Source organism: Salicola sp. AFF1 (assembly GCF_056783195.1).
In genome coordinates, this window is sequence record NZ_JBXAYL010000001.1 from 211,900 (window position 1) to 235,994 (window position 24,095).

General features: G+C 61.6%; 21 protein-coding genes and 1 CRISPR repeat array. Of the genes, 14 read left to right on the forward strand and 7 right to left on the reverse strand.

Features of this window, described 5'->3' with window-relative positions; all coding sequences use genetic code 11:
* Positions 1-5 precede the first annotated feature (5 nt).
* The 14 genes from AC1RQI_RS01005 (at position 6) to AC1RQI_RS01070 (ending at position 14,068) form a co-directional block, all read left to right on the forward strand.
* Positions 6-422: an ExbD/TolR family protein gene (locus AC1RQI_RS01005; RefSeq protein ID WP_416633705.1), complete on the forward strand. Its 417-nt coding sequence runs from the start codon at positions 6-8 to the stop codon at positions 420-422.
* Positions 422-1,054 carry an energy transducer TonB gene (locus AC1RQI_RS01010; protein WP_481903299.1) on the forward strand — a complete coding sequence of 211 codons (633 nt, stop codon included), beginning with the start codon at positions 422-424 and terminating at the stop codon, positions 1,052-1,054. The genes AC1RQI_RS01005 and AC1RQI_RS01010 overlap by 1 nt, the downstream gene beginning before the upstream one ends.
* 4 nt (positions 1,055-1,058) lie before the next feature.
* Positions 1,059-2,408: a tetratricopeptide repeat protein gene (locus AC1RQI_RS01015; protein WP_481903300.1), complete on the forward strand. Its 1,350-nt coding sequence runs from the start codon at positions 1,059-1,061 to the stop codon at positions 2,406-2,408.
* 137 nt (positions 2,409-2,545) lie between these two features.
* Complete coding sequence (locus AC1RQI_RS01020) at positions 2,546-3,607, forward strand: tetratricopeptide repeat protein (protein WP_481903301.1); 1,062 nt, start codon at positions 2,546-2,548, stop codon at positions 3,605-3,607.
* The gene (locus AC1RQI_RS01025; protein ID WP_481903302.1) at positions 3,604-6,405 is read left to right on the forward strand and encodes a tetratricopeptide repeat protein; all 2,802 of its coding nucleotides are present in this window, start codon (positions 3,604-3,606) and stop codon (positions 6,403-6,405) included. Before AC1RQI_RS01020 ends, AC1RQI_RS01025 begins: the two co-directional genes overlap by 4 nt.
* A complete protein-coding gene (locus AC1RQI_RS01030) occupies positions 6,389-6,985 on the forward strand; it encodes a tetratricopeptide repeat protein (RefSeq protein ID WP_481903303.1) in 597 nt (198 codons plus the stop codon). The genes AC1RQI_RS01025 and AC1RQI_RS01030 overlap by 17 nt, the downstream gene beginning before the upstream one ends.
* A complete protein-coding gene (locus tag AC1RQI_RS01035; protein WP_481903304.1) occupies positions 6,982-7,287 on the forward strand; it encodes a hypothetical protein in 306 nt (101 codons plus the stop codon). Before AC1RQI_RS01030 ends, AC1RQI_RS01035 begins: the two co-directional genes overlap by 4 nt.
* 2 nt (positions 7,288-7,289) lie before the next feature.
* Positions 7,290-7,982, forward strand: a complete 693-nt coding sequence (locus AC1RQI_RS01040) for a MotA/TolQ/ExbB proton channel family protein (protein ID WP_416633712.1) — start codon at positions 7,290-7,292, stop codon at positions 7,980-7,982.
* A 9-nt stretch (positions 7,983-7,991) separates the two neighbouring features.
* A complete protein-coding gene (locus AC1RQI_RS01045; protein ID WP_481903305.1) occupies positions 7,992-8,516 on the forward strand; it encodes an ExbD/TolR family protein in 525 nt (174 codons plus the stop codon).
* Complete coding sequence (locus AC1RQI_RS01050) at positions 8,513-9,004, forward strand: ExbD/TolR family protein (protein ID WP_416633714.1); 492 nt, start codon at positions 8,513-8,515, stop codon at positions 9,002-9,004. The genes AC1RQI_RS01045 and AC1RQI_RS01050 overlap by 4 nt, the downstream gene beginning before the upstream one ends.
* A complete protein-coding gene (locus AC1RQI_RS01055; protein ID WP_481903306.1) occupies positions 9,001-9,909 on the forward strand; it encodes an AgmX/PglI C-terminal domain-containing protein in 909 nt (302 codons plus the stop codon). The genes AC1RQI_RS01050 and AC1RQI_RS01055 overlap by 4 nt, the downstream gene beginning before the upstream one ends.
* A 367-nt stretch (positions 9,910-10,276) precedes the next feature.
* On the forward strand, positions 10,277-11,302 hold the full coding sequence (gene tdh, locus AC1RQI_RS01060; RefSeq protein ID WP_481903307.1) for an L-threonine 3-dehydrogenase: 1,026 nt from the start codon (positions 10,277-10,279) through the stop codon (positions 11,300-11,302).
* Between the two features lie 64 nt (positions 11,303-11,366).
* Positions 11,367-12,875 (forward strand): Na+/H+ antiporter NhaC family protein, encoded by a 1,509-nt coding sequence (locus AC1RQI_RS01065; RefSeq protein WP_481903308.1) that lies wholly within the window; start codon positions 11,367-11,369, stop codon positions 12,873-12,875.
* Positions 12,875-14,068 carry a glycine C-acetyltransferase gene (locus tag AC1RQI_RS01070; RefSeq protein WP_481903363.1) on the forward strand — a complete coding sequence of 398 codons (1,194 nt, stop codon included), beginning with the start codon at positions 12,875-12,877 and terminating at the stop codon, positions 14,066-14,068. Before AC1RQI_RS01065 ends, AC1RQI_RS01070 begins: the two co-directional genes overlap by 1 nt.
* Positions 14,069-14,159: 91 nt before the next feature.
* Here the strand turns inward: AC1RQI_RS01070 and AC1RQI_RS01075 are convergent, their stop codons facing one another.
* The 7 genes from AC1RQI_RS01075 to cas7e all read right to left on the reverse strand — a co-directional run bounded on the left by AC1RQI_RS01075 (position 14,160) and on the right by cas7e (position 24,070).
* The gene (locus AC1RQI_RS01075) at positions 14,160-14,735 is read right to left on the reverse strand and encodes a helix-turn-helix domain-containing protein (protein ID WP_416633718.1); all 576 of its coding nucleotides are present in this window, start codon (positions 14,733-14,735) and stop codon (positions 14,160-14,162) included.
* Positions 14,736-14,773: 38 nt separating this feature from the next.
* Positions 14,774-16,153 (reverse strand): L-serine ammonia-lyase, encoded by a 1,380-nt coding sequence (locus AC1RQI_RS01080; protein ID WP_481903309.1) that lies wholly within the window; start codon positions 16,151-16,153, stop codon positions 14,774-14,776.
* Positions 16,154-16,635: 482 nt separating this feature from the next.
* Positions 16,636-20,264: direct repeats of the CRISPR family, unit length 29 nt; unit sequence CGGTTGATCCCCGCGTATGCGGGGAACGG.
* A 111-nt stretch (positions 20,265-20,375) separates the two neighbouring features.
* Positions 20,376-20,669 carry a type I-E CRISPR-associated endoribonuclease Cas2e gene (gene cas2e, locus AC1RQI_RS01085; protein ID WP_481903310.1) on the reverse strand — a complete coding sequence of 98 codons (294 nt, stop codon included), beginning with the start codon at positions 20,667-20,669 and terminating at the stop codon, positions 20,376-20,378.
* A gap of 1 nt (position 20,670) precedes the next feature.
* Entirely contained in the window at positions 20,671-21,591 is a 921-nt protein-coding gene (cas1e, locus tag AC1RQI_RS01090; protein WP_481903311.1) for a type I-E CRISPR-associated endonuclease Cas1e, read from the reverse strand.
* A gap of 9 nt (positions 21,592-21,600) precedes the next feature.
* Positions 21,601-22,296, reverse strand: coding sequence for a type I-E CRISPR-associated protein Cas6/Cse3/CasE (cas6e, locus tag AC1RQI_RS01095; RefSeq protein WP_481903312.1), 696 nt, complete (start codon positions 22,294-22,296; stop codon positions 21,601-21,603).
* On the reverse strand, positions 22,296-23,018 hold the full coding sequence (gene cas5e / locus AC1RQI_RS01100) for a type I-E CRISPR-associated protein Cas5/CasD (RefSeq protein WP_481903313.1): 723 nt from the start codon (positions 23,016-23,018) through the stop codon (positions 22,296-22,298). The genes cas6e and cas5e overlap by 1 nt, the downstream gene beginning before the upstream one ends.
* A 14-nt stretch (positions 23,019-23,032) precedes the next feature.
* Complete coding sequence (cas7e, locus tag AC1RQI_RS01105) at positions 23,033-24,070, reverse strand: type I-E CRISPR-associated protein Cas7/Cse4/CasC (RefSeq protein WP_481903314.1); 1,038 nt, start codon at positions 24,068-24,070, stop codon at positions 23,033-23,035.
* Positions 24,071-24,095: the final 25 nt, after the last annotated feature.

Here is a 24,095-nt window from a genome sequence, read left to right on the forward strand (position 1 = left end):
GAATCATGCGCAGACGTTTCCAATCATTCGCCAACCAGGAAGCCGAAGAAGAGGAGAGCATCGACGTCACGCCCATGCTGGACGTGGTCTTCATCATGCTGATCTTCTTCATCGTCACCGCTTCCTTCGTGAAAGAGTCCGGGCTGGAAGTGAACCGGCCGGATGCCAATACCGCGAATCAGCAGGATCAGGCCAGCATCCTTGTGGCGATCGGACCGGATGGCGACATCTGGATCGACCAACGCAAGGTTGAGCCAGGCTCTGTCCGGGCCAATATCGAGCGCCTGCATGCCCAGAATCCCCAGGGGTCCGTGGTGATCCAGGCCGATAAGGAGGCCGCCACGCGGCATCTGGTGTCGGTTATGGATTCCGCGCGTGAGGCGGGTGTGAATAACGTGTCCATTGCAGCGCAGGAGCCGTAATGAGCGGAGTCGGCATTCTGGGGCGGTTTCTGGCAGCGCTGGCTGTCGGGGCTGCTGTAACCTTTACGGTCTTCTTTCTCATGCAACAGCTGATTGCCTCCGGGACGACGGCGCTGGGCGAGGAAGGGGAGCGTTACACCGTGGATTTTGTGCGCGTTCCGGAGAAGAGCCAGGTCAAGAAAAAGGAGCGAGAGAAACCGGAGCCTCCTGAACCACAGCAGGAGCCCCCAGAGCCGGAGACGCCGCAGCAGACGCAACAGACGGCTGATACCGGTTCCGGAGGACTCAATATCGGGGATGTTGCCATGGACAGCAATCTGGACATTGGGGCAGGCATATCCGGCGGGGGCAACAGCGAGTATCTGCCGATCGTCAAGGTCGAGCCCAATTACCCCCAGCGTGCCCTGCGGCGGGGTATTGAGGGGTATGCGGTCGTGGAATTCACTGTCACGGAGAACGGCAATGTGGAAAGCCCGCGGGTGGTTGAAGCGGATCCCAAGGGCGTTTTCAACGAGGCAGCCAAGAAGGCGGCGCTGAAGTTCAAATACCGGCCCAAGACCGTTAACGGCGAGCCCGTGGAGGTGTCGGGAGTACGCAATATCATCCGCTTCGAGATGGATAAGGGGAGGTGAGGTCATGAAACGGGGCAGCATTGCTACATTCGGGATGCCGCTGCTTGCGGCGACATTCCTGCTGGCGGAGCCTTTGCCGGTTCCGGCCGGAATGGCGGCGGCGCTGTTCAGCCAGGCGCACGCTCAAAAGGACGACAATGTCCGTCGGACCCCGGCTATGCGACAGAACGTTCACAAACGATTCAGCCGTATTCGCCAGCTCGCGGACAACGACAAGCTCGATAAGGCGTTCGAGGTCTGGGAGCGGATGGACCCGGCCAGCCTCAATAGTTACGAGCGGGCCATGCGCTGGAACCTGGCGGCCTTCCTGCACCATCAGAAGGATGACCACGGTGCCATTGCCAATGCCTACCGCGAGCTGCTGAAGCAATCGGATATTCCCCTGAGCCTGGAGCAGGACACCTGGTACAGCCTCGCCAAGGTTGAAATGGTGCGGGAGCGTTATAGCGCTGCCATGGAGGCGTTGGAGGAGTGGTTTGCATTGCAGGATGACCCGGGCGCCGAGGCCTATGCGCTGAAGGCCCAGCTGCAGTACCGGCAGGAGAACTGGGATGAGGCCCTTGCGGCTATTGATCGCGCCATAGGCACCCGCAGGGAAGGCAAGGGCGACGTGGCCGAGAACTGGTACCTGCTCAAGCGCGGCATTCTCTATCAGAAGGAGGATTATCAGGGCCTGGCCAGAGTGCTGGAGGTTCTGGTGCGCGAATACCCGCAGAAAAGCTACCTGATGCAACTGTCTTCCGTTTATGGCGAGCTCGACAAACCCAGGGAACAGCTGGCTGTGCGCGAGGCGGCCTATGAGAAAGGGTATCTGGATAAAGAATCCGAACTGGTGGGCCTGGCCCAGCTGCTGGCCTCCCAGGATAGTCCCTTCAAGGCGGCTCAGGTCATGCGCCAAGGCATCGACAGTGGCAACATTGAGGCCAACAGCGACAACCTTGAGCGCATGGGGGATCACTTCCTGATGGCCAAGGAATACGATGAGGCCATCAACGCGTTCGAGCAAGCCGCCGGGAAAACCAACGACGGTCGATTGCATCTGCGCATGGCCCAGGTTGCGGCGGATCTTGGCCAATGGGAGCAGGCCGGAGCGTACGCCGCCACCGCAATCGAACGGGGTGGCTTCGACCGCCTGGGCCGAGCCCATGTGGTGCGGGGGCTTGCCCTCTATCACCAGGACCGTTTCAGCGAAAGCCTGCGGGCGTTCAAGCAGGGTCGGCGCTTTGAGGCCACCCAAAAGATGGCCAAACAGTGGCATGACTACGTTGAACGGGAGCAGAAACGCCGCCAGCAGCTTGAAGCATCCACCGAAACCGGGAAGGGGGAAGGAGAGAGCACCGCCCAGGTCCTTTGAGCGGTGATACCGATCATTGGAATTGCGACAGCGATAACACTCCGGATCGCCAGTGGGTGACCTGTCCCACATCCCGCCGTGGTCGCGCTTGATAGACTGCTCCTTGCCTATCCCGGTAGTCCGGAGTCTTGGAGGTTATGGCGGTCCGGTTGATCAAGGTTTCTTTGCTTGTCTTTGCCCTGTGCGTCCCGTCGGTGCTGGCGTCGCCCCTGGATCGGGCGCGCGAGGTCCTGGCGGCGGATCGCCCGGGGCGTGCCGAGGCCATTCTTTCCGAGAGCCTGTCTTCCAATGGTGTCGCGAAAGGCCGGCGCGACGAACTGTTCTTCCTTCTTGCCGAGACGGCTCGGCAATACGGGCACTTCAGTGAGGCTGGCAATCAGCTCAACCGGATCGATGACCCGTTGTGGGGGGGCATGGGCTATTACAACCTGGCCATGGCGTACCTGGAACGGGAGTCCCTCAGCCGTGCCCGGGCGGCGCTGCGCGTCGTGCGGTCCCTGGCCAGCGGGGACGGCTCGCTGAAGGGGGCGGACCTGGTCAGCAGGGCGCATATCGCCGAGGGGCTTATGGCGTTGCGAGGGGGGAATCCCGAGCGCGCGGAACGGACCCTCAAGCGGGTGCGTACGGACAGCACCCTGGTCAGCGAGGGACTTTACCTGCTCGGTATGGCCCGTGCCCGCAGCGGCCGGCTGCACCGCGCGCTGCAGACATGGGAACGCGCGGAGGGGTTCCCTGTGGCCTGGCCGGGCGTGGTTGAGGCCCGGCTGGCGCGTGTCTGGGGCTACAGTGAGTTCGGCCATCATGGCGAGGCGCTGATAACCGCAGAGCGCAACCATGCCTTTCTGGAGCGCAGCCTCAAAAAACTGAACAAGCTCATGGGTCAGGTCCGGGAGAAGGGGGTTGCCCGCTTGATCCGCTCCCAGCTCGAAGGGGACCAGGTGCTGGTCGAGTTCCTGAAGGGAAGCCGCGATCACGCCCGCTCACCATTGATTGCCTGGGTATTGGAGTATGTGGCCCATGGCGGTGATCTAACGGCGGCCCGGGCCAAGCTGGACGCCGGACTGCTGGCGTTCCTCGAGGCGGAGAGGGAACGGCTTTCGGGGTTCAGGGACCGCAATCTCAGGCAGCAGGCGCTGGTCTATGAAGAGGTGGCGTTGCGTCAGACGGAACGACCCGTACAACGGGGGGGCTGGGAATGAAACGAGCCGTCAGCGTCCTGACTGTGTGCATGACACTGTGGCTGGTGACGGGGGCTGGCGGGGCCAGCGCCAGGGTGCTCCTGCAGGAAGGCGCCACGACTCTGGGAGAACTCAGCCCCATCGTTCTGAACATTGGCGACAACCCGACCCCGGATGCGTCACTGGAAGAGGCGGTCCGTCGTCACGCATCGGTTTTCCGTCGAACGGATGACCCGCTGGTACGGGTACGCATGCTGAACCGCATCCAGAAGCTCCAGGCCCGTTTCGGCGGGGCACTGGGGCTGTCGGAAAAAGACTCAAGGCAAATGCACAGGGCCGCACTGGCTGATTTTGAAACCCTGCTGGCCGGCGCGGAGGACGAACGTGAGGCGGAACTGCTGTACGAGGCAGCGCGTGCGAGCGACCTTGCCGGTCTGCAGCAGCGCTCCGTGGGCTACCTGGAGCGGATTCTGGAGGACCATCGTGATTCGCGGTTCATGGCCGAGGCGGCGTTTCGAACCGGCGAGTACCGCTTCAGCGAAGGCCGCTACACCCAGGCGGCTCAAGCCTTCCTCAAAGCGCGAGACCACGGGTCGGATGACGACTTCCGTAATGACAGCCTCTACATGCTGGGCTGGAGTCGTTTTCTGAGTGAGCGGGGGATGACGGCGGCTGGGCTGTTCCTGCGGTTTCTGGACCAGTATCACGAGCAGGGGGCTGGTTTCGAGGCCGTTTCGGGCAAGGATGCCTCGCAGGTGGCGGATGCCCAGCGGGTTCTCAGTCTCATCGCCACCTATGAGCGCGGACCGGAAACACTGGCCCGTATTCTGGATACGCACGGGGAGCGCCCTTATGTGGCCACCCTCTTTCGTCACCTGCTGCAATTCCAGAGAGAGCAGGGCAATCATCGCGGCAGTGTGGCCACGGCCCAGACCTTCCGGGAGCGCTACCCGGAGCATGCCGCGGCACCGGCCATGCTGATGGAGGCAGTGGAAAGCTGGCGACTGGCCGGCAATACCAAGCGGATGCGCGAGGCCATGAGAGCGGCGCTGGAAGCCCATGCCATGCCGGATGCCATGGCGCGCCTGGACACCGGAGTGCGCCGGCGGGTCGTCGGCTATCTGAGGGAGCTGGGTGTGTGGCATTACGCTCGCGGTCAGGCCCTTGAGGGAGCGCAATCCCGTCATCACTACCGGGAGGCGTCACGGCGGCTGCGCCAGTATGCCGACCGCGCTGGGCGTTACCGGATGGAGGCCGGCGTCATGGGGACGGGGGCTGGCTATATGATCCTGCTTGCGGGGGATGCGGCCCAGCGTGGTGGCCGGACGGCCAGCGCTGCCGATCTGTACCAGCGTGCCGCCTACTCGGAAGCCCCTTTCCCGGGCGCGGGCGAGGCCGCCTATGCCCTCGTCCAGGTCCGGCGGGACCAATGGCAGGATAAAAGCAACAATGAGACCCGCGACCAGCTGATCGGGGATGCCCGCCGTTTCGTGGAAGCCTTCCCATGGCATCCACGCCTCAATGGTGTTAGGCAGGTGCTGGCCAACCGCCTCTACGAAGCCGGGCAGCACGCGCAGGCCCGCCGGGTCGCGCGGGCGCTGGTGAGGGCCGATGCCACGCCCGATCAGCACAGGGCAGCATGGGTCCTGCTGGGCCATATACGCATGCAGGCGGAATCCTACAAAGAGGCGGCCAGCGCCTGGGCCGAAGTGCGGCAACTGATACCGGCTGGGGATGAACGCGAGGCCGAGTACCGCCAACGTCACGCTCTGGCCCTCTACCAGTACGCGGAACAAATGGCGGACCAGGATCAGCCCCAGGATGCCCGTGAACGTTTCAGGCAGGCCTATGAGGCCGCCCCCGGGACGGATGTGGCGGCCAGTGCGCGCTTTGATGAAGCCGGGCTGGTGCTGGCCATGGAAAACTGGGATCAGGCCATCCAGCTTCTTGAAAGCTTCCGCAAACGCTTCCCGGACCACGAGCTGGCGCCCAGGGCGGCTGAACGGATCGTCCACGCGCACCGTCAGGCGGGCCGCCCCGGCGCAGCGGCGGATACCATGCTCGCGACAATGCCACGGGACCTGGAGGGCGAGGAACGCTGGCGCCATCAGTTGAGAGCCGCCCGCTATTATCGCAGGGCTGGGCGCCTGTCGGATGCGGTGGAGCTGTACCAGCGCTACCTGGCGGAAGGGGCCCAGCACCTGGGTGGGCATACCTTCCAGCAGGAGCGTCGGCATGAACTGGCGGTGATGCAGGAGGCACTGGGCCGCGAGCAGGCGCTGGCCGACACCCACAGAGCCATTGTGGATGCGGAACCGGGCACTGGTGAGACCTCGCGCAGCGCGCTGCTTGCGAGCGAGAGCGCCCTCTGGCTGGGGCGGCGCGCTGCCCAGGGATTCAAGCGCGTTGAGCTCAGCGCGCCGCTGGAGCAGTCGCTTGCCCGCAAACGCGAGGCCCTGAAGGAAGCCCTTGACTGGTTCCGCAGGGCAGAGGGGTATGGCATTGCGAAGACAGCCACTGAAAGCACCTACCGGATGGCTGAACTCTACCGTCAGCTCGCCCAGGATGTTCTGGATTCCGAGCGCCCTGAGGGGCTGACGGACCTGCAGGCGAACCAGTATGAAATGCTGCTGGAGGAGGAGGCCTACCCGTTTGAGGAGAAGGCCATCGAGCTCCACCAGCGCAACCAGAAGCGGATTCCGGAAGGCCACTGGACAGGATGGGTCAACCGCAGCCTTGAAAGCCTGGCGGCCCTGTTTCCGGCCCGCTACAAGCGGGACCTGGAGTGGACGGAGGCACACCATGAAGCGGCACGTTGAAGGGGTTCTGGTCACCGCCCTGGTGCTTGTGTCCGGCTGCGCGGGCCTGGAAACGGCACCCGGGCAGGGCAGTATGCCTGAGAGGGTGGAGCTGGTGACGCCACCTCTGGATGAGGCGGACCGGGAACGTCTGGAGCAGGCCCGCGATGCGCTTGCCAACGGGAAGCCGGAGGCGGCCGCTCAGCGACTGGCAACGGTGGAGACCGAGCATCGGTTTCATCCGGACGTGCTCATGGTGAGGAGTAGGGTGGCGCGCCACCAGGAGCGGCCCCGCAGGGCCATCCGGGCTCTGGAGGCGTTGTTGCAGCGGCCTCCGCAGAACGCAGCGGCTGCCAATGACCTGGCACTGCTCTATCGTCAGCAGGGGCGTATTGAAGCGGCCGCGGGGCTACTGCGCCAGGCACTGGACGCCAATCCAGGTGAGGCGCGCCTGCACTACAATCTGGCGGTGCTGTCTGAACTCTACCTGCTGGATCTGGAGCAGGCACTGCAGCATTACCGCCGCTATCAGTCGCTGCGTGACGACACGGACAAGGAAGTGGCCATGTGGATCCAGGACCTGGAACGGAGGGTGCAATGACAGGGAAAGGCATTACAGCCCTGGCAATGCTGCTTCTGGCGCTGCCGGTCGCGGCGCAGGAAGAGACGGAGGGCATCCGGATCCAGGGCGTGGAGGAGCGCCCGGGGGTGATGCATCTCAAGGCCTGGCGGTTGCCGGGGGATGCGCCCATGGAAGAACCATCGACGCAGCAGGGCCGTTTCGGCGACTTCCTGCATCCCGTTGATGACGTGAATTACCGCCGCTACCTCAGATACCGCAGCGAGCCCGGCGCGCTTTTGCAAGCGCTGCCGGAAGCTGCCCCAACCGGAGAGACACGCTGATCATGCAGACACCGACATCCAACGTGACGGAGCACCCATTGATGGAAGTTGTTGTACGCTTCTTCCAGGACGGCGGGCTGTTCATGATTCCCATCGGCCTGATTCTGGTCATCGGCCTGGCCATTGTGCTGGAGCGGATGATCTACCTGCAGGTGGCACGGCGGCGCAACCGGACGGTCTTCGAGACTGGCATCTGGCCCCTGCTGCAGAAAGGGGAATTCCAGAAGGCCTCGAAGGCCGCCCGGGAGTCCGGTGTCGAGGTGGGCGAAATGGTGGCCGCCGGCCTGGCCCGGTTCCGTAACAGCCAGTCCCGCTCGGACGTGGAGTACGCCATGGAGGAAGGCTTGATGGAAGTGCTGCCACGTTTCGAGAAGCGTACCCCCTACCTGGCAACACTGGCGAATGTGGCCACTCTGCTGGGGCTTCTGGGGACCATTATGGGGCTGATCTCGGCGTTTACCGCCGTAGCGGACGCGGACCCGGCCAACAAGGCCAGCATGCTGTCGGACAGCATTTCCGTGGCCATGAACACCACCGCTTTTGGCCTGATGTCCGCCATTCCACTGCTGCTGGCGCACGCGTACCTCCAGACCCGTACCAATGAAATGATCGACAGTCTGGAGATGGCCGGGGTCAAGCTCCTGAACCTGATCTCGGAAACCCAGGCGGGCAGTAACGCACGCAGTGAAGGCTGAGGCAGGCCCATGAGACGACGCCGACATCGCCGGCAGACAACGGCGGAAGCGGACCTGAACATCACGCCTTTCCTGAACCTGATGATTGTTCTGGTGCCCGTGTTGCTGTTGAGCATGGTTTTCACCCAGACGCGCATTCTGGAACTGAGCTTCCCGGAGGCCGGGCAGCGCCTGGGTGAAATGGAGAAAAAGGACGAAGAGCTGGGGCTTTACGTGGTGGTTCGTGACGGCCACCTGGAGGTGGGTGATCGAAACGGCGGCGTGCTCCGGCGTTTCGAGCCCAGGGACAACGGAAGCCCGGACTTTGAGGCCCTGCGCGAGCTGCTCAAGGGGGTCAAGGAGCGCTTTCCCGATACCCGCGATATCCGGCTGCTCGCTGGCCCCGAGACCGACTACCAGACGCTGGTGACGACCATGGACACCGTCCGCGGCTACCCCGAGGTTGTGGCGGCGGAGGTGGTAACCGCCGAGCTTTTCCCGGAGATCGCCCTGGGGGATGCGCCAGCGCCTGCCCGTAAGGAGGCGGATTCATGAAGGAATCGCGACGCGCCCGCCGTATCCAGCGCCATTACCGGCGCATGAACCGGCCCGGCGGGTTGAACCTTACCGCGCTGATGGACATCTTCACCATCCTCGTTTTCTTTCTGATGGTGAATTCCTCGGACGTGAAGGTGCTCAAGGAGGATAGTGATATCCAGTTGCCACGTTCCGAAGCTGAGCAGGTGCCCGAGAGCATTCTCCGGGTGGTGGTGGCTGGCGAGAGCATCCTGGTGGGAGGTCAGGAGGTCGCGCGCCTGGATGGTGTGACCGATGAGGCAGGCAGTGGTGCCATTGCTGATCTTGAGGCACACCTTGCCGCGCGTCCGGAGGCGGGTGAGAACGCGGGCGCCATGATCGTGGCGGACCGCAGCCTGGATTACGCGCGCTTGCGCCCGGTGATGCGCAGCGCGGTGAACGCGGGCTACACCCGGCTCCACCTGGCCGTGGAGAGCGCACCGGAAAGCCAGGGAGGTACGCCTTGAATCGCTCTCCAGCATTACCGTGGCGCAGTACCCGGCGCGAGGACCGCCTGCTGGGGGTGATCCTGGCGGTTCTTCTGGTGTTCTTCGTGCCGCTGGCTCTTGTGATTCCGGGACTGGATCTGCCAGAGCGGTCGCCGCAGCAGCCGGAAGAGCCTGAGCCCCAGGTGGCGCGCATGCTCGAAGAGCCGGAAGAACCCGAGCCGGAACCCGAACCGGAGCCGGAACCCGAACCCGAACCCGAACCCGAGCCGGAAACCAGCGAGCCGGACCCCGCGCCGACGCCGGCGGAGCCGGAGGAAACCGTTGAGCAGGCTCGTGAAGTGGCCGAGGAGTCCGGTTTGGTTGGAATGAAGGATGAGCTTGCGCAGCTGCGTGAACTGGCCCCGGAACCCGAGACGGAGATCAAGGAATCAGTGCCAGGTTCTGAAGGGGAGACTGGAGAGGTACCGTCCGGGCCTGATAAACAGCGCATCATGGCAGGGTCGGGCGGTCCGGACGAGCCGACTGGTGGTGGCGTTGAAGACGGTGGCATGCAGCGGCGTGAAACGCGGGATGTTGCCAGCGCCGGGGCCAGTGGCGAGGCTGAGAGCAGGCCCGCTGACACAGAGCCGAGCGAGCGACCCATGGCGAATATCCGGAAGACCTTTCAGCGCAACCGCTCCGCGCTGTTCTCCATCTACAACCGCGCCCGCCGCCAGAACCCATTGCTTGAAGGGGAGGTGGTGCTGGCGCTTGTCATCGCCCCGGATGGCTCCGTGGTGGATGTGACCGTGGCCGACTCCACGCTGGGAGACGAGGGTGTTGCCCGTAAGATCGCTGATCGGGTCACCCTGTTCGATTTCGGAGCCATGGACGTGCCGGAACGGTCGGTACGCTTCCCGGTGGATCTGGCACCACCGGGGTAGGTGATCTGGATCAGCCGGTGGCGTGAGCCAGGCAGGCCCCATCAGTCCTTTTAAGCCGCTTCGCGGTCATGCCTATCCGTTGCTTCGGACCCTGCCTGAGGGTCCGGCCTCTCTCAGAATCAAAACAGTTGCGAACGCCCGGACTTAAGCTGGCCCCAGAGAGTGGGTGCTGGGTGATGAGTCGTCAAAATGGGTCATGGTTTGATCAATGGGTGGCCTGGCAAGGCGATTGGAGCATTCAGAGAAATAGGAATATTATCTTGCATAATGGATCCAATCCACTATGCTGGAAAATATTCCTTTATGGTAGCTCCCTCGTGAGCGATTGCCAGAGAAGGGAATCAGTCACCGCGGTAAGGAGACGCACATGAAAGCGTTGGTTAAGCGAGAGGCGGCCCCGGGGCTATGGCTGGAAGACGTGCCTATGCCCGAAGTCGGCATCAACGATGTTTTGATCAAGGTGAAGCGCACGGCGATCTGTGGGACCGACCTGCACATCTACAAATGGGACAAATGGGCGGAGAATACCATCCCGGTACCCATGGTGGTCGGCCACGAGTTTGTCGGCGAGATCGTCGAGGTGGGTTCCAATGTTAACGACTTCCGCCCTGGCCAGATCGTCTCTGGGGAGGGGCACGTGGTCTGCGGCCGCTGTCGCAACTGCATGGCCGGGCGACGCCACCTGTGCGCCCATACCCGGGGTGTCGGGGTCAATCGCCCCGGCGCCTTCGCCGAGTACCTGGCTCTGCCGATGTCCAATGTCTGGGAGCATCGCCCCGGTATCGACCTGGATGTAGCGGCGTTATTCGATCCTCTGGGCAATGCCGTGCACACGGCTCTGCAGTTCGACGTCCTCGGCGAGGACGTGCTGATCACAGGGGCGGGGCCCATCGGCGCCATGGCCGCCGCCGTGTGCCGTCACGCCGGTGCCCGGCATGTGGTGATTACCGATCTCAACCCGCAACGGTTATCGCTGGCCAAGACCCTGGGGGCAACCCGTACCGTCAACGCTCAGGAAGAAAGCCTGGCCGAGGTTCAGCGTTCGCTGGGGATGCTGGAAGGGTTCGACGTCGGCCTGGAGATGTCCGGCAGCCCTGCCGCCTTTCAGGACATGCTTGCCAATATGTGTCACGGCGGCAGGGTAGCGATGCTCGGCATTCCCACCGAGGATTTGGCCATCGACTGGAATACCGTGATCTTCAACATGCTGACCATCAAAGGTGTGTATGGGCGCGAGGTCTATGAGACCTGGTATAAAATGTCGGTGCTGGAGGAATCGGGGATGGACATATCACCGGTGATCACGCACCGGCTGCCTTATAGCGATTTTGAACAGGGGTTCCAGGCCTTGTTGGCCGGGGAGGCCAGTAAAGTGATCCTCAACTGGGAATGAGGCCAGATTCTCCTCTGAAGATTCCGACCTGACATTATAATCACAATAGACAAGGAGAGATCGCATGTCAGAAACAACCGCAACCCCCGACCAGGCAGAGCCATCGCCCGTGCCTTCCCTGAGGTTTCGTTTTGGCGCTTTTGGCGCCGCCGTTCCGCTGGTGTTCTTTGTTATCTGGGCGGTTACTACCAGTGTTCTGGGGGTGTCGTCCCAGATCGGCCTGGTAATGGGGGCCCTGTTTGGTATTGTTCTGGGGCTTTTCTGCTGCTCAAGCAGCTGGTCCGATTACGCTCACGGGCTGTTTGAAGGCATGACTCAGCCCGTGGGTGTCGTGGCCATCGTCGCTTGGTTTTTTGCCGGCATGTTTTCCCAGGTACTGCAGGTTGGTGGACTGGTCGAAGGGCTGGCCTGGATTGGCGGTGTATCCGGTGTGACCGGCGGGCTGTTTGTGGCCATGACGTTTCTGTTGGCGGCGATTTTTTCCACCGCCGTGGGCACTGGCTACGGCACCACAGTGGCCTTTTGTACCCTGATGTACCCGGCCGGCGTGGCCTTGAGCAGCGACCCGACCATGTTGTTTGCCGCCATTCTCTCCGGCGCGATTTTCGGTGACAATCTCGCGCCGGTTTCGGATACCACCATTGTCTCGGCGACCACTCAGGGAGCCGACGTGCCCGGCGTAGTGCGCAGTCGCTTCAAGTATGCCATTGCTGCCGCGATTCCCACGGTCATTCTGTTCGCCGTATTTGGTGGCGGTGGCGATGTCAGCGTTGCTGAGTCTGAAGCCATTAAGAAGATGATGAGCTCTACCCAGCCCGAGGGACTGTTGATGCTGGGGCCCTTTGCCCTGGTACTGGTGCTGGCTCTGTCCGGTCAGCACCTGGTGACCTCGCTGACCTGGGGCATTATCGCATCAATACCAGCGATTCTGCTGGCCGGCACCGGTGCTCTGGGGGATATTATCGGTTTTGACACCGAAACCGACACGGTAATGACCGGCGCGCTGGTGCAGGGGGTCAAAGGCTACGTCAACATGGCGATTCTGATCCTGATGATCGTTGCGGCGGCCTACCTGCTCAAACTCGGCGGCACCATGGAGGTTGTGACCCGTAAGCTGACGGGCTGGATCAAGAACTCCATGCGCCGGGCGGAGCTTGCCATCTGGGGCATTGCTGGGCTGTTGAACACCTCGATCACCATCAACACCGCCGCGGAGATTGCCGCCGCGCCCTTTGTTCGTGAGCTGGGTGAGCGCTACGGCATCCACCGTTACCGCCGGGCCAACATGCTCGATGCCATGACCTCGGCGTTGGGCTACATATTTCCCTGGGGCGCGCCGGTGCTGTTGGGCTGGTCGACCATTCAGGTGATGCAGGAAACCTATGACTGGCTGCCCAATGTGGCGCCCACGCAAGTCTTTCCGTTTGTCTTTCAGGGTTGGCTGCTGGTGGCGATCATGTTGCTGGCAGCACTTACCGGCTGGGGGCGGCGCTATGATGGCCCCGACGGCGAGGAGCTGAAAGAGCGGCCCGAATACCCGACACAGGTCGCACCCGAGGGGGCAAACGCATGATGACCCGCGCATTTCAGCAACAGCTGGCGAGCCAGCTTGATGAGCTCCATGAAGGAGGCCTTTACAAGCATGAGCGTGAGCTGATGTCGCCCCAGCGGGCAAGCGTCCGCGTGGCCCAGGGGGAGGTCGTCAACTTCTGTGCCAATAACTATCTTGGTCTGGCCGATGACCCGGCGCTGATCAAGGCCGCCGAGCGTGGCCTGCACGAGCAGGGCCTGGGCATGGCCTCGGTCCGGTTTATCTGTGGTACCCACGTGGAACACCGCCGGCTGGAAAAACGGCTGGCGGACTTTCTGGGCATGGACGATGCCATTCTTTACTCGTCCTGCTTTGACGCCAACGGCGGTCTTTTCGAGACGCTGCTCGGCCCTGACGATGCGGTGATTTCCGACGCGCTCAACCACGCCTCGATTATCGACGGCATTCGTCTGTGCAAGGCCAACCGCTATCGCTACGCCAACAACGACATGGCCGAGCTTGAGGCTCGGCTGCAGGAGGCCGACGCTGCTGGCGCGCGATTCAAGCTGATCGCCACCGATGGCGTGTTCTCCATGGACGGCGTGGTCGCCAACCTCACAGGCATTTGCGATCTGGCCGAGCGTTACGACGCGATGGTGATGATCGATGACTGTCACGCCACCGGCTTTATGGGCGACAGCGGGCGTGGCACGCCTGAATATCACGACGTGATGGAGCGAGTGGATATCATCACCACCACCCTTGGCAAGGCGCTGGGCGGAGCCTCTGGTGGGGTGACCGCCGCACGCGGCGCTATTGTGGAATGGCTGCGTCAACGCTCGCGGCCGTACCTTTTTTCCAACGCGCTGGCACCGCCCATTGTTGCGGCAAGCCTTGAGGTGCTTGACAGGATCGAACAGGGCGATGCGCTGCGCCGGCAGCTGTGGGAGAACGTCGCCCGTTTTCGCGAAGGACTGGCGCAGGCCGGCTTTACCCTTGCCGGCGCGGATCATCCGATTATCCCTGTGATGCTGGGCGACGCCCGCCTGGCATCCACTTTTGCGGAACGCCTGTTGAATGAGGGGATCTACGTCATCGGCTTTTCGTATCCGGTGGTGCCACAGGGGCAGGCACGTGTCCGCACCCAGATGTCGGCAGCGCATTCGCCAGAACAGATTGACGCCGCTGTTGAAGCATTTACGCGCATTGGCCGCGAACTGGGTGTGATCGCATGATCACACGCCGATAGGCGGCTTTCTCGGGCTGACCGGTAGCGATGTCCGGGGCGAGCAGTCTGGCGCGTAGCGCTGGCCTGAAGGGGAGGGCTTATTCATAGGTCACGACCAGGAAGGCCAGTAGTTCTTCGTCGCTTTCGTTGACTATGCAGTGTTCCTGGTCAGCGTGGTAGTGCGACGAGTCCTCCGCGTTCAGGTGACACTCATTGTCGCCGGCGATCACCCGGGCGTGACCATGGGTAATGGTCAGTAATTCCCGGGTTCCCTCGAAATGGGCCGCGCTGCGCAGGCTGGCACGCGGTGCGATGCGCAGCTCGTAGAACTCGACATTCTTCTCGAGGTGCAGGGGGGAAAGGGTGCGGATACGGCACTCGCGGTCATCCCGGAACAGATGGGTGGCGTCATCAGCGCGGACCACCTCAATGCTGGAGGCGGTCCAGGGCTGGTCGACCAGGTCACCGATGCTCAGGCCGAAGGCCTGGGCGATGCGCAGGGTCACCGCCAGTGTTGGATTGGCGCTGCCGCGCTCAATCTGGCTGAGCATCGAGCGGCTGACGCCACAGCCCGCGGCGAGCTGATCCAGTGTCAGGCCGCGTTTCTTGCGCAGTTCAATGATACGGTCGCAAAGCAACTGACCGTCACTGGTTTGGGGGTATGTTGATTTCATGATCTCAAGGAACCCAAGGACGAATCAGAGGTGAATGTTCAACACTCGATCGTATGAACCGCCAATCCACCTTTCGAGGTTTCTTTATATTTATCCTGCATGTCAGCGCCGGTATCGCGCATGGTACGGATCACGTTATCCAGCGAAACAAAGTGCTCACCATCACCCCGGAGTGCCATCTGTGCCGCGTTGATCGCTTTTGTTGACGCGATGGCATTGCGCTCGATACAAGGCACCTGGACTAAGCCGCCAATAGGGTCACAGGTCAGCCCCAGGTTATGCTCCAGGCCTATTTCAGCGGCGTTTTCCACTTGCGCGACACTGCCCCCCATCAGCTCCGCCAGGCCGGCGGCGGCCATGGCGCACGCGGAGCCGACCTCGCCCTGGCAGCCCACTTCGGCACCCGAAATGGAGGCGTTTTTCTTGCACAGAACGCCGACCGCACCCGCCGCCAGCAGGAAGTCGACAACGTCTCGTTCGCTAGCCCCTTCGCGAAAGTGCATGTAGTAGTGCAATACCGCTGGGATGATGCCTGCGGCACCGTTTGTGGGCGCCGTCACCATGCGGCCACCTGCCGCGTTTTCTTCATTGATCGCCAGCGCATAAAGGTTGACCCAGTCCATGGCCGACATCGTTGTGGTAATCACTGAAGGATTGTCCTCAACGGCCAGCAGCCTTTGATGAAGGACGCGGGCACGGCGACGAACATTCAGCCCGCCCGGCAACAAGCCTTCAGTCTCAAGTCCTTTATTCACGCAGGCTTTCATCGCCTCCCAGATATCGCAAAGCCCTTTGCGTATCTCGGCTTCGCTGCGCCAGGCGCGCTCATTCTCGAGCATCAACTCGCTAATCCGCAAGCCGCTTGCTTGGCATATCGTCAACAGGTCGGCAGCGGTGTCAAAGTCATAGGGGAGCTTAGTGGTATCGCTATCCAGCAGGCCCTGCTCTGCCTGGGCCTGATCCATGACAAACCCACCCCCGACCGAGAAATAGGTGTTGCGGTGCCTCTCACCGTTTTGCCCATGGGCAATCAGTCGCATGGCGTTGGGGTGATGGGGCAGGCTTTCCTCGAACAGCTGCATGTCCCGGTGCCACTGAAAGGGCACGCTGTATTGGCTGTTCAGGTGTAATACCTCAGAGGCTTTCAGGGCATTAATAGAGGGCGCAATAATATCTGCGTCAATGTCGTCTGGTCTTTTCCCCATCAGCCCCATGATCACGGCGTGGTCGGTACCGTGCCCAACCCCTGTGGCGGAGAGGGAGCCGAAGAGGTGCACCTCAAGGCGGGCTACTTCGTTCAACAGGCTGTTTTTGTCCAGTTCGCCGATGAAGCGCAAAGCGGCCCACATGGGGCCGACGGTATGGGAGCTGGATGGTCCAATGCCGATCTTGAAGAGATCGAAAACGCTGATTGGCATGCCCTGTCTACCTTACAGAAAGTGGTCAGTTTTGCACCAGCCACTAGTGGCATCGGTACAAAGAAAGTTTAGCCAACTGACAGCAACCGTGCCGTTGTGTCGTTTGGATGGGTCTACTGCCGTCGGGGAGCGCACGGGGAGAGCGGTTCGGGTCAGCCGGTGGCGCCATCCAGGCAGGCCAGCAGCATGGCCCAGCCAACTCCCACTACCAGTACAAGCCATAAATGTTCCGGTACCCGGCTCATCCCCGCGGGTGCGGGGAACGGTAGCGACGGAATGTGCGATCCGGATACTGACGCGGTTGATCCCCGCGTATGCGGGGAACGGCCACTGGTCGGCCGGATATAGCGGGTCACGCCCGGTTGATCCCCGCGTATGCGGGGAACGGCAGCGGTTCGCGGACCTGTACCTGAAGGTGATCGGTTGATCCCCCGCGTATGCGGGGAACGGGCACTCGGACCGTGCACTGCTCACCTCGCGCGCGGTTGATCCCCGCGTATGCGGGGAACGGTCCAGGCGCTGACGCCGCTTGAGGTCCGCAGGCGGTTGATCCCCGCGTATGCGGGGAACGGTAGGGCCGGCGCTCCAGCGGGTCGCGAACGATCGGTTGATCCCCGCGTATGCGGGGAACGGAATCCAGCCGTCATCCGTGGTCACGAACCCGACGGTTGATCCCCGCGTATGCGGGGAACGGCAGACCATGACCGACCAGCTGGCCGGTACCGGCGGTTGATCCCCGCGTATGCGGGGAACGGGCCCCCGCTGTCGCGGATCAGATACCAGGTGCCGGTTGATCCCCGCGTATGCGGGGAACGGGGTGTGCCGATTCTGAGAGCCGAAGACCCGGACGGTTGATCCCCGCGTATGCGGGGAACGGTGATGAGGTATTTCATGCCGCAGACCTCCGCGCGGTTGATCCCCGCGTATGCGGGGAACGGCGCGCTAACTGCTACCAGGGCTAGGGCGCTGACGGTTGATCCCCGCGTATGCGGGGAACGGTTCCTCGTGCTCTGAGCGCGCTTGCTCTTCGGCGGTTGATCCCCGCGTATGCGGGGAACGGGGAATGACGAATACTGAAACGGAAGTCGTAGACGGTTGATCCCCGCGTATGCGGGGAACGGATCAGCTCGACGGTGCGGTTCGAGCCACGGGTCGGTTGATCCCCGCGTATGCGGGGAACGGCAGGCCCTCGTTGTTCTGGAGGTGCTCGGGTACGGTTGATCCCCGCGTATGCGGGGAACGGGCCCGGGTGAGTGACTGGTGGACTCAGGCCGCCGGTTGATCCCCGCGTATGCGGGGAACGGGTCATCCGCGCCAAAGGCGTTCATGTCGCCGGCGGTTGATCCCCGCGTATGCGGGGAACGGCCGCCTATGCAACAGGTCATCAACGAGCTGGACGGTTGATCCCCGCGTATGCGGGGAACGGGCGTTAAGTTCCGTCATGCGGCGCAGCTGATCCGGTTGATCCCCGCGTATGCGGGGAACGGGACAGAACTGGTCAGCCCATTGCTCGTTCTGGCGGTTGATCCCCGCGTATGCGGGGAACGGGGTAATAGGTGAATTATGGCGGTATCCGAAGGCGGTTGATCCCCGCGTATGCGGGGAACGGTAGGAAACGCCGTTGAATCCGCTTGTGTTTGACGGTTGATCCCCGCGTATGCGGGGAACGGTTGTAAGGCGATATTGTCTATCATCAAACACCCGGTTGATCCCCGCGTATGCGGGGAACGGACAGACGGATTGGGGCATATCGAGCGGCGTAGCGGTTGATCCCCGCGTATGCGGGGAACGGGTTAAATCGCTCTCTGTCGCGATCTTCTGTGTCGGTTGATCCCCGCGTATGCGGGGAACGGTCGCTTACGCCCCGGACGGCACCTTCGGGCGCCGGTTGATCCCCGCGTATGCGGGGAACGGGCTCGATATTGGCCGCCAGTGACGCCTCACTGACGGTTGATCCCCGCGTATGCGGGGAACGGTGTAGCCCAGCCTTTATGCGTCGAGAACCAGCGGTTGATCCCCGCGTATGCGGGGAACGGAGGTCAAGGGGTAAGGTCGAAAATCGGGGTGACGGTTGATCCCCGCGTATGCGGGGAACGGACCGGGCGTCGAGGAGGCTACATGATGGACGGCGGTTGATCCCCGCGTATGCGGGGAACGGCTTACCCGCAAGCAGGTGGAGTTTCACGAATCCGGTTGATCCCCGCGTATGCGGGGAACGGAGACGTGGACTTCGACTACATTCCCGACAAGACGGTTGATCCCCGCGTATGCGGGGAACGGTGCGCTGTGGGCATACATCGGGATCGACAAGCCGGTTGATCCCCGCGTATGCGGGGAACGGGGGAGATCCCCCCCGCTCCGGGGAGGCTTCCGCCGGTTGATCCCCGCGTATGCGGGGAACGGGGCTCGCTTGCGGGGTATGGTTGTCTTTTCAGCGGTTGATCCCCGCGTATGCGGGGAACGGCTCTGGTTGCCTGCCTCATGCCGCAGCCCTCCCGGTTGATCCCCGCGTATGCGGGGAACGGGCCTGTTTCTGTCATCAGGTAACTTCCTCTCCCGGTTGATCCCCGCGTATGCGGGGAACGGTCACCATTTCTAACGCCAACCCGTGGTCATCCCGGTTGATCCCCGCGTATGCGGGGAACGGGACTCCGACCTCTTGCCACCCTGCTCCGAAGACGGTTGATCCCCGCGTATGCGGGGAACGGACAGCCGCCGCCACGCTGTGTGGATGGCCGAGCGGTTGATCCCCGCGTATGCGGGGAACGGTCTTTAACCTCCACGTCCCGGCGCGACTCCGGCGGTTGATCCCCGCGTATGCGGGGAACGGTTGCGCGGCGCGGTTCCGGTGTGCTCCCGGCACGGTTGATCCCCGCGTATGCGGGGAACGGAGAATGTGGCAGACCATCGAATCAAAAGCGCGCGGTTGATCCCCGCGTATGCGGGGAACGGGGTGGCGCGGCGCCGGCCGATCCGCCGGATGACGGTTGATCCCCGCGTATGCGGGGAACGGAAACGCATGACCGGAACACCGATAGAGAACGACGGTTGATCCCCGCGTATGCGGGGAACGGTCCACGCCGCTCAAGGTGGACAATCAGGAGCACGGTTGATCCCCGCGTATGCGGGGAACGGTCTGGTGCATTGTCCAGTGCATCAACGAGAACCGGTTGATCCCCGCGTATGCGGGGAACGGTCACGTCATTGCCCACAAAGCCGATATACGGGCGGTTGATCCCCGCGTATGCGGGGAACGGGTCCGCCGGCGCCGCTGACACGTTCTGATAGGCGGTTGATCCCCGCGTATGCGGGGAACGGCTCTCACGCTGGCTTTCGCGGTCAGCCTCAATCGGTTGATCCCCGCGTATGCGGGGAACGGGCGTTCTTGCTGATGCCCAGCTTCCCGGCGCACGGTTGATCCCCGCGTATGCGGGGAACGGCGGCCACACCACTGTCGGAACATGACAAACGACGGTTGATCCCCGCGTATGCGGGGAACGGGACAACAGTCGGTTGCCAGAGTCCTATATTGTCGGTTGATCCCCGCGTATGCGGGGAACGGGACGTATTGACTCCAGTTCCGCATCAAGCTGACGGTTGATCCCCGCGTATGCGGGGAACGGGCAGCCTGGAAAATCTCGTCACGCACTTCCTGCGGTTGATCCCCGCGTATGCGGGGAACGGGCATTTGCACGCGAGCAAGGCCGCACAATCAACGGTTGATCCCCGCGTATGCGGGGAACGGGGCGTTGGGGCAACCATTGGCGCCTCCGTTGGCGGTTGATCCCCGCGTATGCGGGGAACGGCAGGTTTTCTACCAGCCTATCAGGCACGCGCCCGGTTGATCCCCGCGTATGCGGGGAACGGCGTTCGGCTTGGCGCTCAAAGCCATCGGCAAACGGTTGATCCCCGCGTATGCGGGGAACGGGCTGATTTATTTTCTGGGGATCAGCTCGCTTACGGTTGATCCCCGCGTATGCGGGGAACGGGTAATATCCCGGCTTCCCCAGTCGATAAACGCCGGTTGATCCCCGCGTATGCGGGGAACGGCCGCCCAATCACTATTACTGGCTGACGGCTCGCGGTTGATCCCCGCGTATGCGGGGAACGGTCCAATTGTATCTTCCTGTTTGAAAAACAGAAATCAAGGCCCCCGGAACTGCACCAATTTTTGCGGGCGCAAAAAGCCAGTCTGATTTTTTAAAGAACCTTTTGTTATCAGCTAGTTATGATCAAAGGGGAGAAATTGCACCAAACGTAGGCCGTCATAATCAACTGGAATGCGGCGATTTTTTCCGTAGGTTTGGAACTCGAAACCCGACTCGTGGTTGCTGGACCAAGCCATGGCCACGTTGCCTTCGTCAGCAAGTGCATTAACCTGCTCCCAGATCATCTCCCGGATGCGCCTGCTGACGTCACCAATGTAGACACCGGCGCGGATCTCCAGTAGCCACACTGCCAGTCGGCCACGCAGGCGCGGCGGTACGTTTTCGGTTACAACAACCAGCATTGCCATATTATTGGCTCCTGTGACCTTCATCCCCGAGAGATTCCGGTTCCGGGATTGCCGGCGGTTGGCTCTCCGATGCGGGCTCTGGGGGCGTTATCTCTCCCGCAGCCAGGACGTCTTCAATAAGGGGGATGAGCCGGCTCAGCAGTTTCGTTTTACGAAAGGCGTCGCGACAGGCGATGCGAACATCCCGGTCGGGTTTTGTTGGTGATGAGGCCGCCACCTTGAAGGCTGCCGGAACAACGGTTTCGAACTTGACCAGGTCTGCAATGTCGTAGACGAAACTCTTGGGCTTTCCGGTGTGGAGGAATCCAATGGCCGGTGCGTATCCAGCGGCAAGGACGGCGGCTTCTGTTACGCCATAAAGGCACGCTGTCGCGGCAGAAAGACATTTGTTCACCGGATCAGAGCTGTCCCAGTTGTTCGGGTCATACCGCCGCCCGTCCCATTTAAGTCCATGCTGATGGGCCAGCGACTTGTAGAGTTTTCGTACCCTTGCTCCTTCAATGCCCCGCAGCTGATCGACTGAGCGTCTTTGAGGGGCTTGTTCATCAAAACGGATCTCGAACATTTTGCGCACCACCTTGATCCGTAAGCTGTCATCAAGGGCAAGTTGCGCCTGGTAGAGCAGCTTGTCGGAGCGGGCCCCGCCCGGCTGGCCCGCCGAATAAAGCCGGACCCCGGCTTCGCCTACCCAGATCAACAGGGTTCCGGTTGTGGCGGAGAGTTTGACGGCTGCGTGTGATACGCGTGTCCCGGGCTCGAGCAAAAGGCAAGCGACTGAACCGACGGGGATATGCATCCGTTCACCATTCACGTCGTCAATAACAACAAAGGCGCCGTCCTTGACGTCGATTTGTCCCGGCCTGACGAAAATCATCGAAACGCGATCCTTGATGGGGATGGGTTTGAGGGGAACATAAGGCATGGTTCCCCCTTACGGCCGTCGAATCATCATCAGCCCGCATCCGAAGGCCTTGCTGCGACCAAGGCCCTGGCTGAGCGACGATGTGAAGGATTCAGCGGATGTGACAGACAGCAGTCCTTCGTAATCAACGGATGAAAAGCGAATGTCTCGTCCCTTTCGGTGCATGGATTGCTGTCTGTATCCAGTAACCTGGGGAGTGCCCTCCAGCCTGAATCCAGCCGACTGGCTCTTACGGTGCAGCCAATGGAGGGCGGCGTCGTTCATCAGGGCCTGGATGTGCTCCGGGTCGGTAATGTTATCCCGTCGACACTGGGTTTTCGCATCCATAAGGACATCGTGTCTTGTGGCGTTCTTTTTGCCCGGTTCTTTTCTGTCGACGGTGGGGTTGGCTCTGAGGCGAAAAGCTAGCTGTTGTCCCTCCTGGAGTTTTGGCGCAAAGGGTTTTGTGTCGGTTTGCAGAAGACCCGGGACATCAGTGGGGGTCGACTGGGACAATACGTAAAACAGGGGCAGTCCACGAGGGTCCTGCTCCGCACCCATCTGTTCCGATTCCATCTCCTGACGGAAAAGGAACTGCCGCTCTGCGTGATCCTCAAAAAGTCGCCAAAGCAGTTGGTGAGTTGTGTAGGCATTGCCTGACAGCAGATTCAGGAGCGCTCTGCGGTCCAACCCTTCAGTTGCGACGCGCACTCGGGACAGGTACATCACAGGTCCTCCTTGACTCTTGCGTGGTGTTCGGCGCGCCCCCGGAACTGCCAACGATCCCGGCTGATGACATCATCCTCCGGGAAACGGGTGTCCTGTACTGTGAGGTTACTCCCTTGATCTTCCCAGAAATAATCAATTTGCCCATCAAACCTCAGTAACCGGTTCTGGTCGTCATGGATCAACGGTGAAACCTTTGAAAAGGCCTCGTGGATGTCCTCCGCCTGCACCCTTTCGGGGGCAAGAGGTGCGGCCAGTGGGCATGAGCGGCGCCCCAGGTAGGGGGTGAAGACGGGTTCGTGCAAAGCCTTTGCCAGATCTTCCAGGGACCAGCGGCTTTCCGGGGTGAGTGAAATAGCTACCTGCCATAGGCCATCGGCGCGGTACTCACGGCGGGAAATGATGGTATTGAGCCTATCTTTCCCAACGCCAAGTTCGTCCCTGCGCGTTGCGTACTGGGCTTGTTTGTCCCTCTTGGGCACTTGAATGGTATGAAAGTCACGAACAATGCCCCCAGGTGTGATTTGTCGCACTGCGAAGCGCAAAGCCTCTGACAGCGCACTTTGAGCGGAAGCGTTTTCCCGCTTTATTCCAAGGCTGGCCGCCACAAGCCCGAGAAGCGCCCCACGGGTCGGGTGATCTGAGCTGGGACGGGATTCACCGACAGCAGGTGCGCCCCAGCTTGCCAGGGGGCCGTAGAGTTGGATGATGAGAAAGTCCATTGAGGCGTCCCCTATTATTCAGGCTTGAGAAAGTCTAGCAGCTCGCTGAATTGGCCCTGCCCGGCGTGGGCGTTGAGTTCGTAATGCTTTTCGGAACAGGGGCCGTAAACCTGGTTGAAATTTCGGACCTGGCCTTGAATCTGTTTAATCGCTTCGTCGATCTGGTCCTGCCCGTTTACCGGTTTCAGGAAGGCGACTGAGAGCGAACGGGGTTGCTGCGAGCCTTTCTCCGCAAGGACATAACTCGCATAGGCGCGTGAACCAAAACTGTTCTGCTTGCCGCTTGGCGCGACCTTTATGGCAGCCTCTGTAAGGGCTGCAATAGTCCGATCAGCAAGATTGCTGTCTCCCCGTAGATTATCGATAAGCTGGTCTCTGTTGATGCACAGGTAGCTGTAGAAAACGCCCGCTGCAAAGCCGGTTTCGCCGATATGGGCGGCCCCTCGGTCTTCTTCACCGCTGTTCAGGTCATCGACAGCGGTGAAGTAGTCATCCTCGATTACAACAGGGTGGACCGTGATGGCATGCGCGACCTGACAGGCAGCCTCAACATTGAAAGCGGGATCAGCTGCCAGCATTCGTCCGAAAAGCGCGATGTCCGCAGCTTGCGGTTTCTTTCGGAGCAACTTGAGTTCTTCATCCTGGGGAGCCCGGTTTTGTTCAGCGAGTGTCTGGGTCAGATTTTCCACCGCTTCTCGCTCTTCAGGGCTGATATGGGCCAGTTGTTCAATTTCCACATCGTCTTTCTTGAGCGCACCGAAAACATTGGCGATCTTGGAAGCCCATTCTTTGGCATCCTTTTCCTTTACGCCTGCTTCCAGAAGTTGGTTACGAACGTCAGTGCCCAGGAGCTTGGTGCGGGTTCCCGCGTGCCCTGCCACCGCTTCCTGAAAGACATCAGAGGTTCGCCAGTGCCGCTTAAGGCTCTGGGATGAAACCCGCAGCCGGTCAACACCGCCCATGCGGGCCGTCTTGGGGCGCCCCAGATCATCACGATTCAGGTTTGCCGGTGGGTAAGAGGTGAGAAGGTGCAGTTGGATGAAAGTGCTCATTGTGAGGTCTCCTTGTTCGAGCGTC

What these genes read in the sequence shown, in the direction of transcription:
- AC1RQI_RS01070 (WP_481903363.1), top strand. Translation starts at nt 12,875, where the DNA reads ATGACCCGCGCATTTCAGCAACAGCTGGCGAGCCAGCTTGATGAGCTC.
- tdh (WP_481903307.1), top strand. Translation starts at nt 10,277, where the DNA reads ATGAAAGCGTTGGTTAAGCGAGAGGCGGCCCCGGGGCTATGGCTGGAA.
- AC1RQI_RS01075 (WP_416633718.1), bottom strand. Translation starts at nt 14,735, where the DNA reads ATGAAATCAACATACCCCCAAACCAGTGACGGTCAGTTGCTTTGCGAC.
- AC1RQI_RS01040 (WP_416633712.1), top strand. Translation starts at nt 7,290, where the DNA reads ATGCAGACACCGACATCCAACGTGACGGAGCACCCATTGATGGAAGTT.
- AC1RQI_RS01020 (WP_481903301.1), top strand. Translation starts at nt 2,546, where the DNA reads ATGGCGGTCCGGTTGATCAAGGTTTCTTTGCTTGTCTTTGCCCTGTGC.
- AC1RQI_RS01035 (WP_481903304.1), top strand. Translation starts at nt 6,982, where the DNA reads ATGACAGGGAAAGGCATTACAGCCCTGGCAATGCTGCTTCTGGCGCTG.
- cas7e (WP_481903314.1), bottom strand. Translation starts at nt 24,070, where the DNA reads ATGAGCACTTTCATCCAACTGCACCTTCTCACCTCTTACCCACCGGCA.
- AC1RQI_RS01030 (WP_481903303.1), top strand. Translation starts at nt 6,389, where the DNA reads ATGAAGCGGCACGTTGAAGGGGTTCTGGTCACCGCCCTGGTGCTTGTG.
- AC1RQI_RS01080 (WP_481903309.1), bottom strand. Translation starts at nt 16,153, where the DNA reads ATGCCAATCAGCGTTTTCGATCTCTTCAAGATCGGCATTGGACCATCC.
- AC1RQI_RS01025 (WP_481903302.1), top strand. Translation starts at nt 3,604, where the DNA reads ATGAAACGAGCCGTCAGCGTCCTGACTGTGTGCATGACACTGTGGCTG.
- cas1e (WP_481903311.1), bottom strand. Translation starts at nt 21,591, where the DNA reads ATGCCTTATGTTCCCCTCAAACCCATCCCCATCAAGGATCGCGTTTCG.
- cas2e (WP_481903310.1), bottom strand. Translation starts at nt 20,669, where the DNA reads ATGGCAATGCTGGTTGTTGTAACCGAAAACGTACCGCCGCGCCTGCGT.
- AC1RQI_RS01010 (WP_481903299.1), top strand. Translation starts at nt 422, where the DNA reads ATGAGCGGAGTCGGCATTCTGGGGCGGTTTCTGGCAGCGCTGGCTGTC.
- AC1RQI_RS01050 (WP_416633714.1), top strand. Translation starts at nt 8,513, where the DNA reads ATGAAGGAATCGCGACGCGCCCGCCGTATCCAGCGCCATTACCGGCGC.
- cas5e (WP_481903313.1), bottom strand. Translation starts at nt 23,018, where the DNA reads ATGGACTTTCTCATCATCCAACTCTACGGCCCCCTGGCAAGCTGGGGC.
- AC1RQI_RS01065 (WP_481903308.1), top strand. Translation starts at nt 11,367, where the DNA reads ATGTCAGAAACAACCGCAACCCCCGACCAGGCAGAGCCATCGCCCGTG.
- AC1RQI_RS01015 (WP_481903300.1), top strand. Translation starts at nt 1,059, where the DNA reads ATGAAACGGGGCAGCATTGCTACATTCGGGATGCCGCTGCTTGCGGCG.
- cas6e (WP_481903312.1), bottom strand. Translation starts at nt 22,296, where the DNA reads ATGTACCTGTCCCGAGTGCGCGTCGCAACTGAAGGGTTGGACCGCAGA.
- AC1RQI_RS01005 (WP_416633705.1), top strand. Translation starts at nt 6, where the DNA reads ATGCGCAGACGTTTCCAATCATTCGCCAACCAGGAAGCCGAAGAAGAG.
- AC1RQI_RS01045 (WP_481903305.1), top strand. Translation starts at nt 7,992, where the DNA reads ATGAGACGACGCCGACATCGCCGGCAGACAACGGCGGAAGCGGACCTG.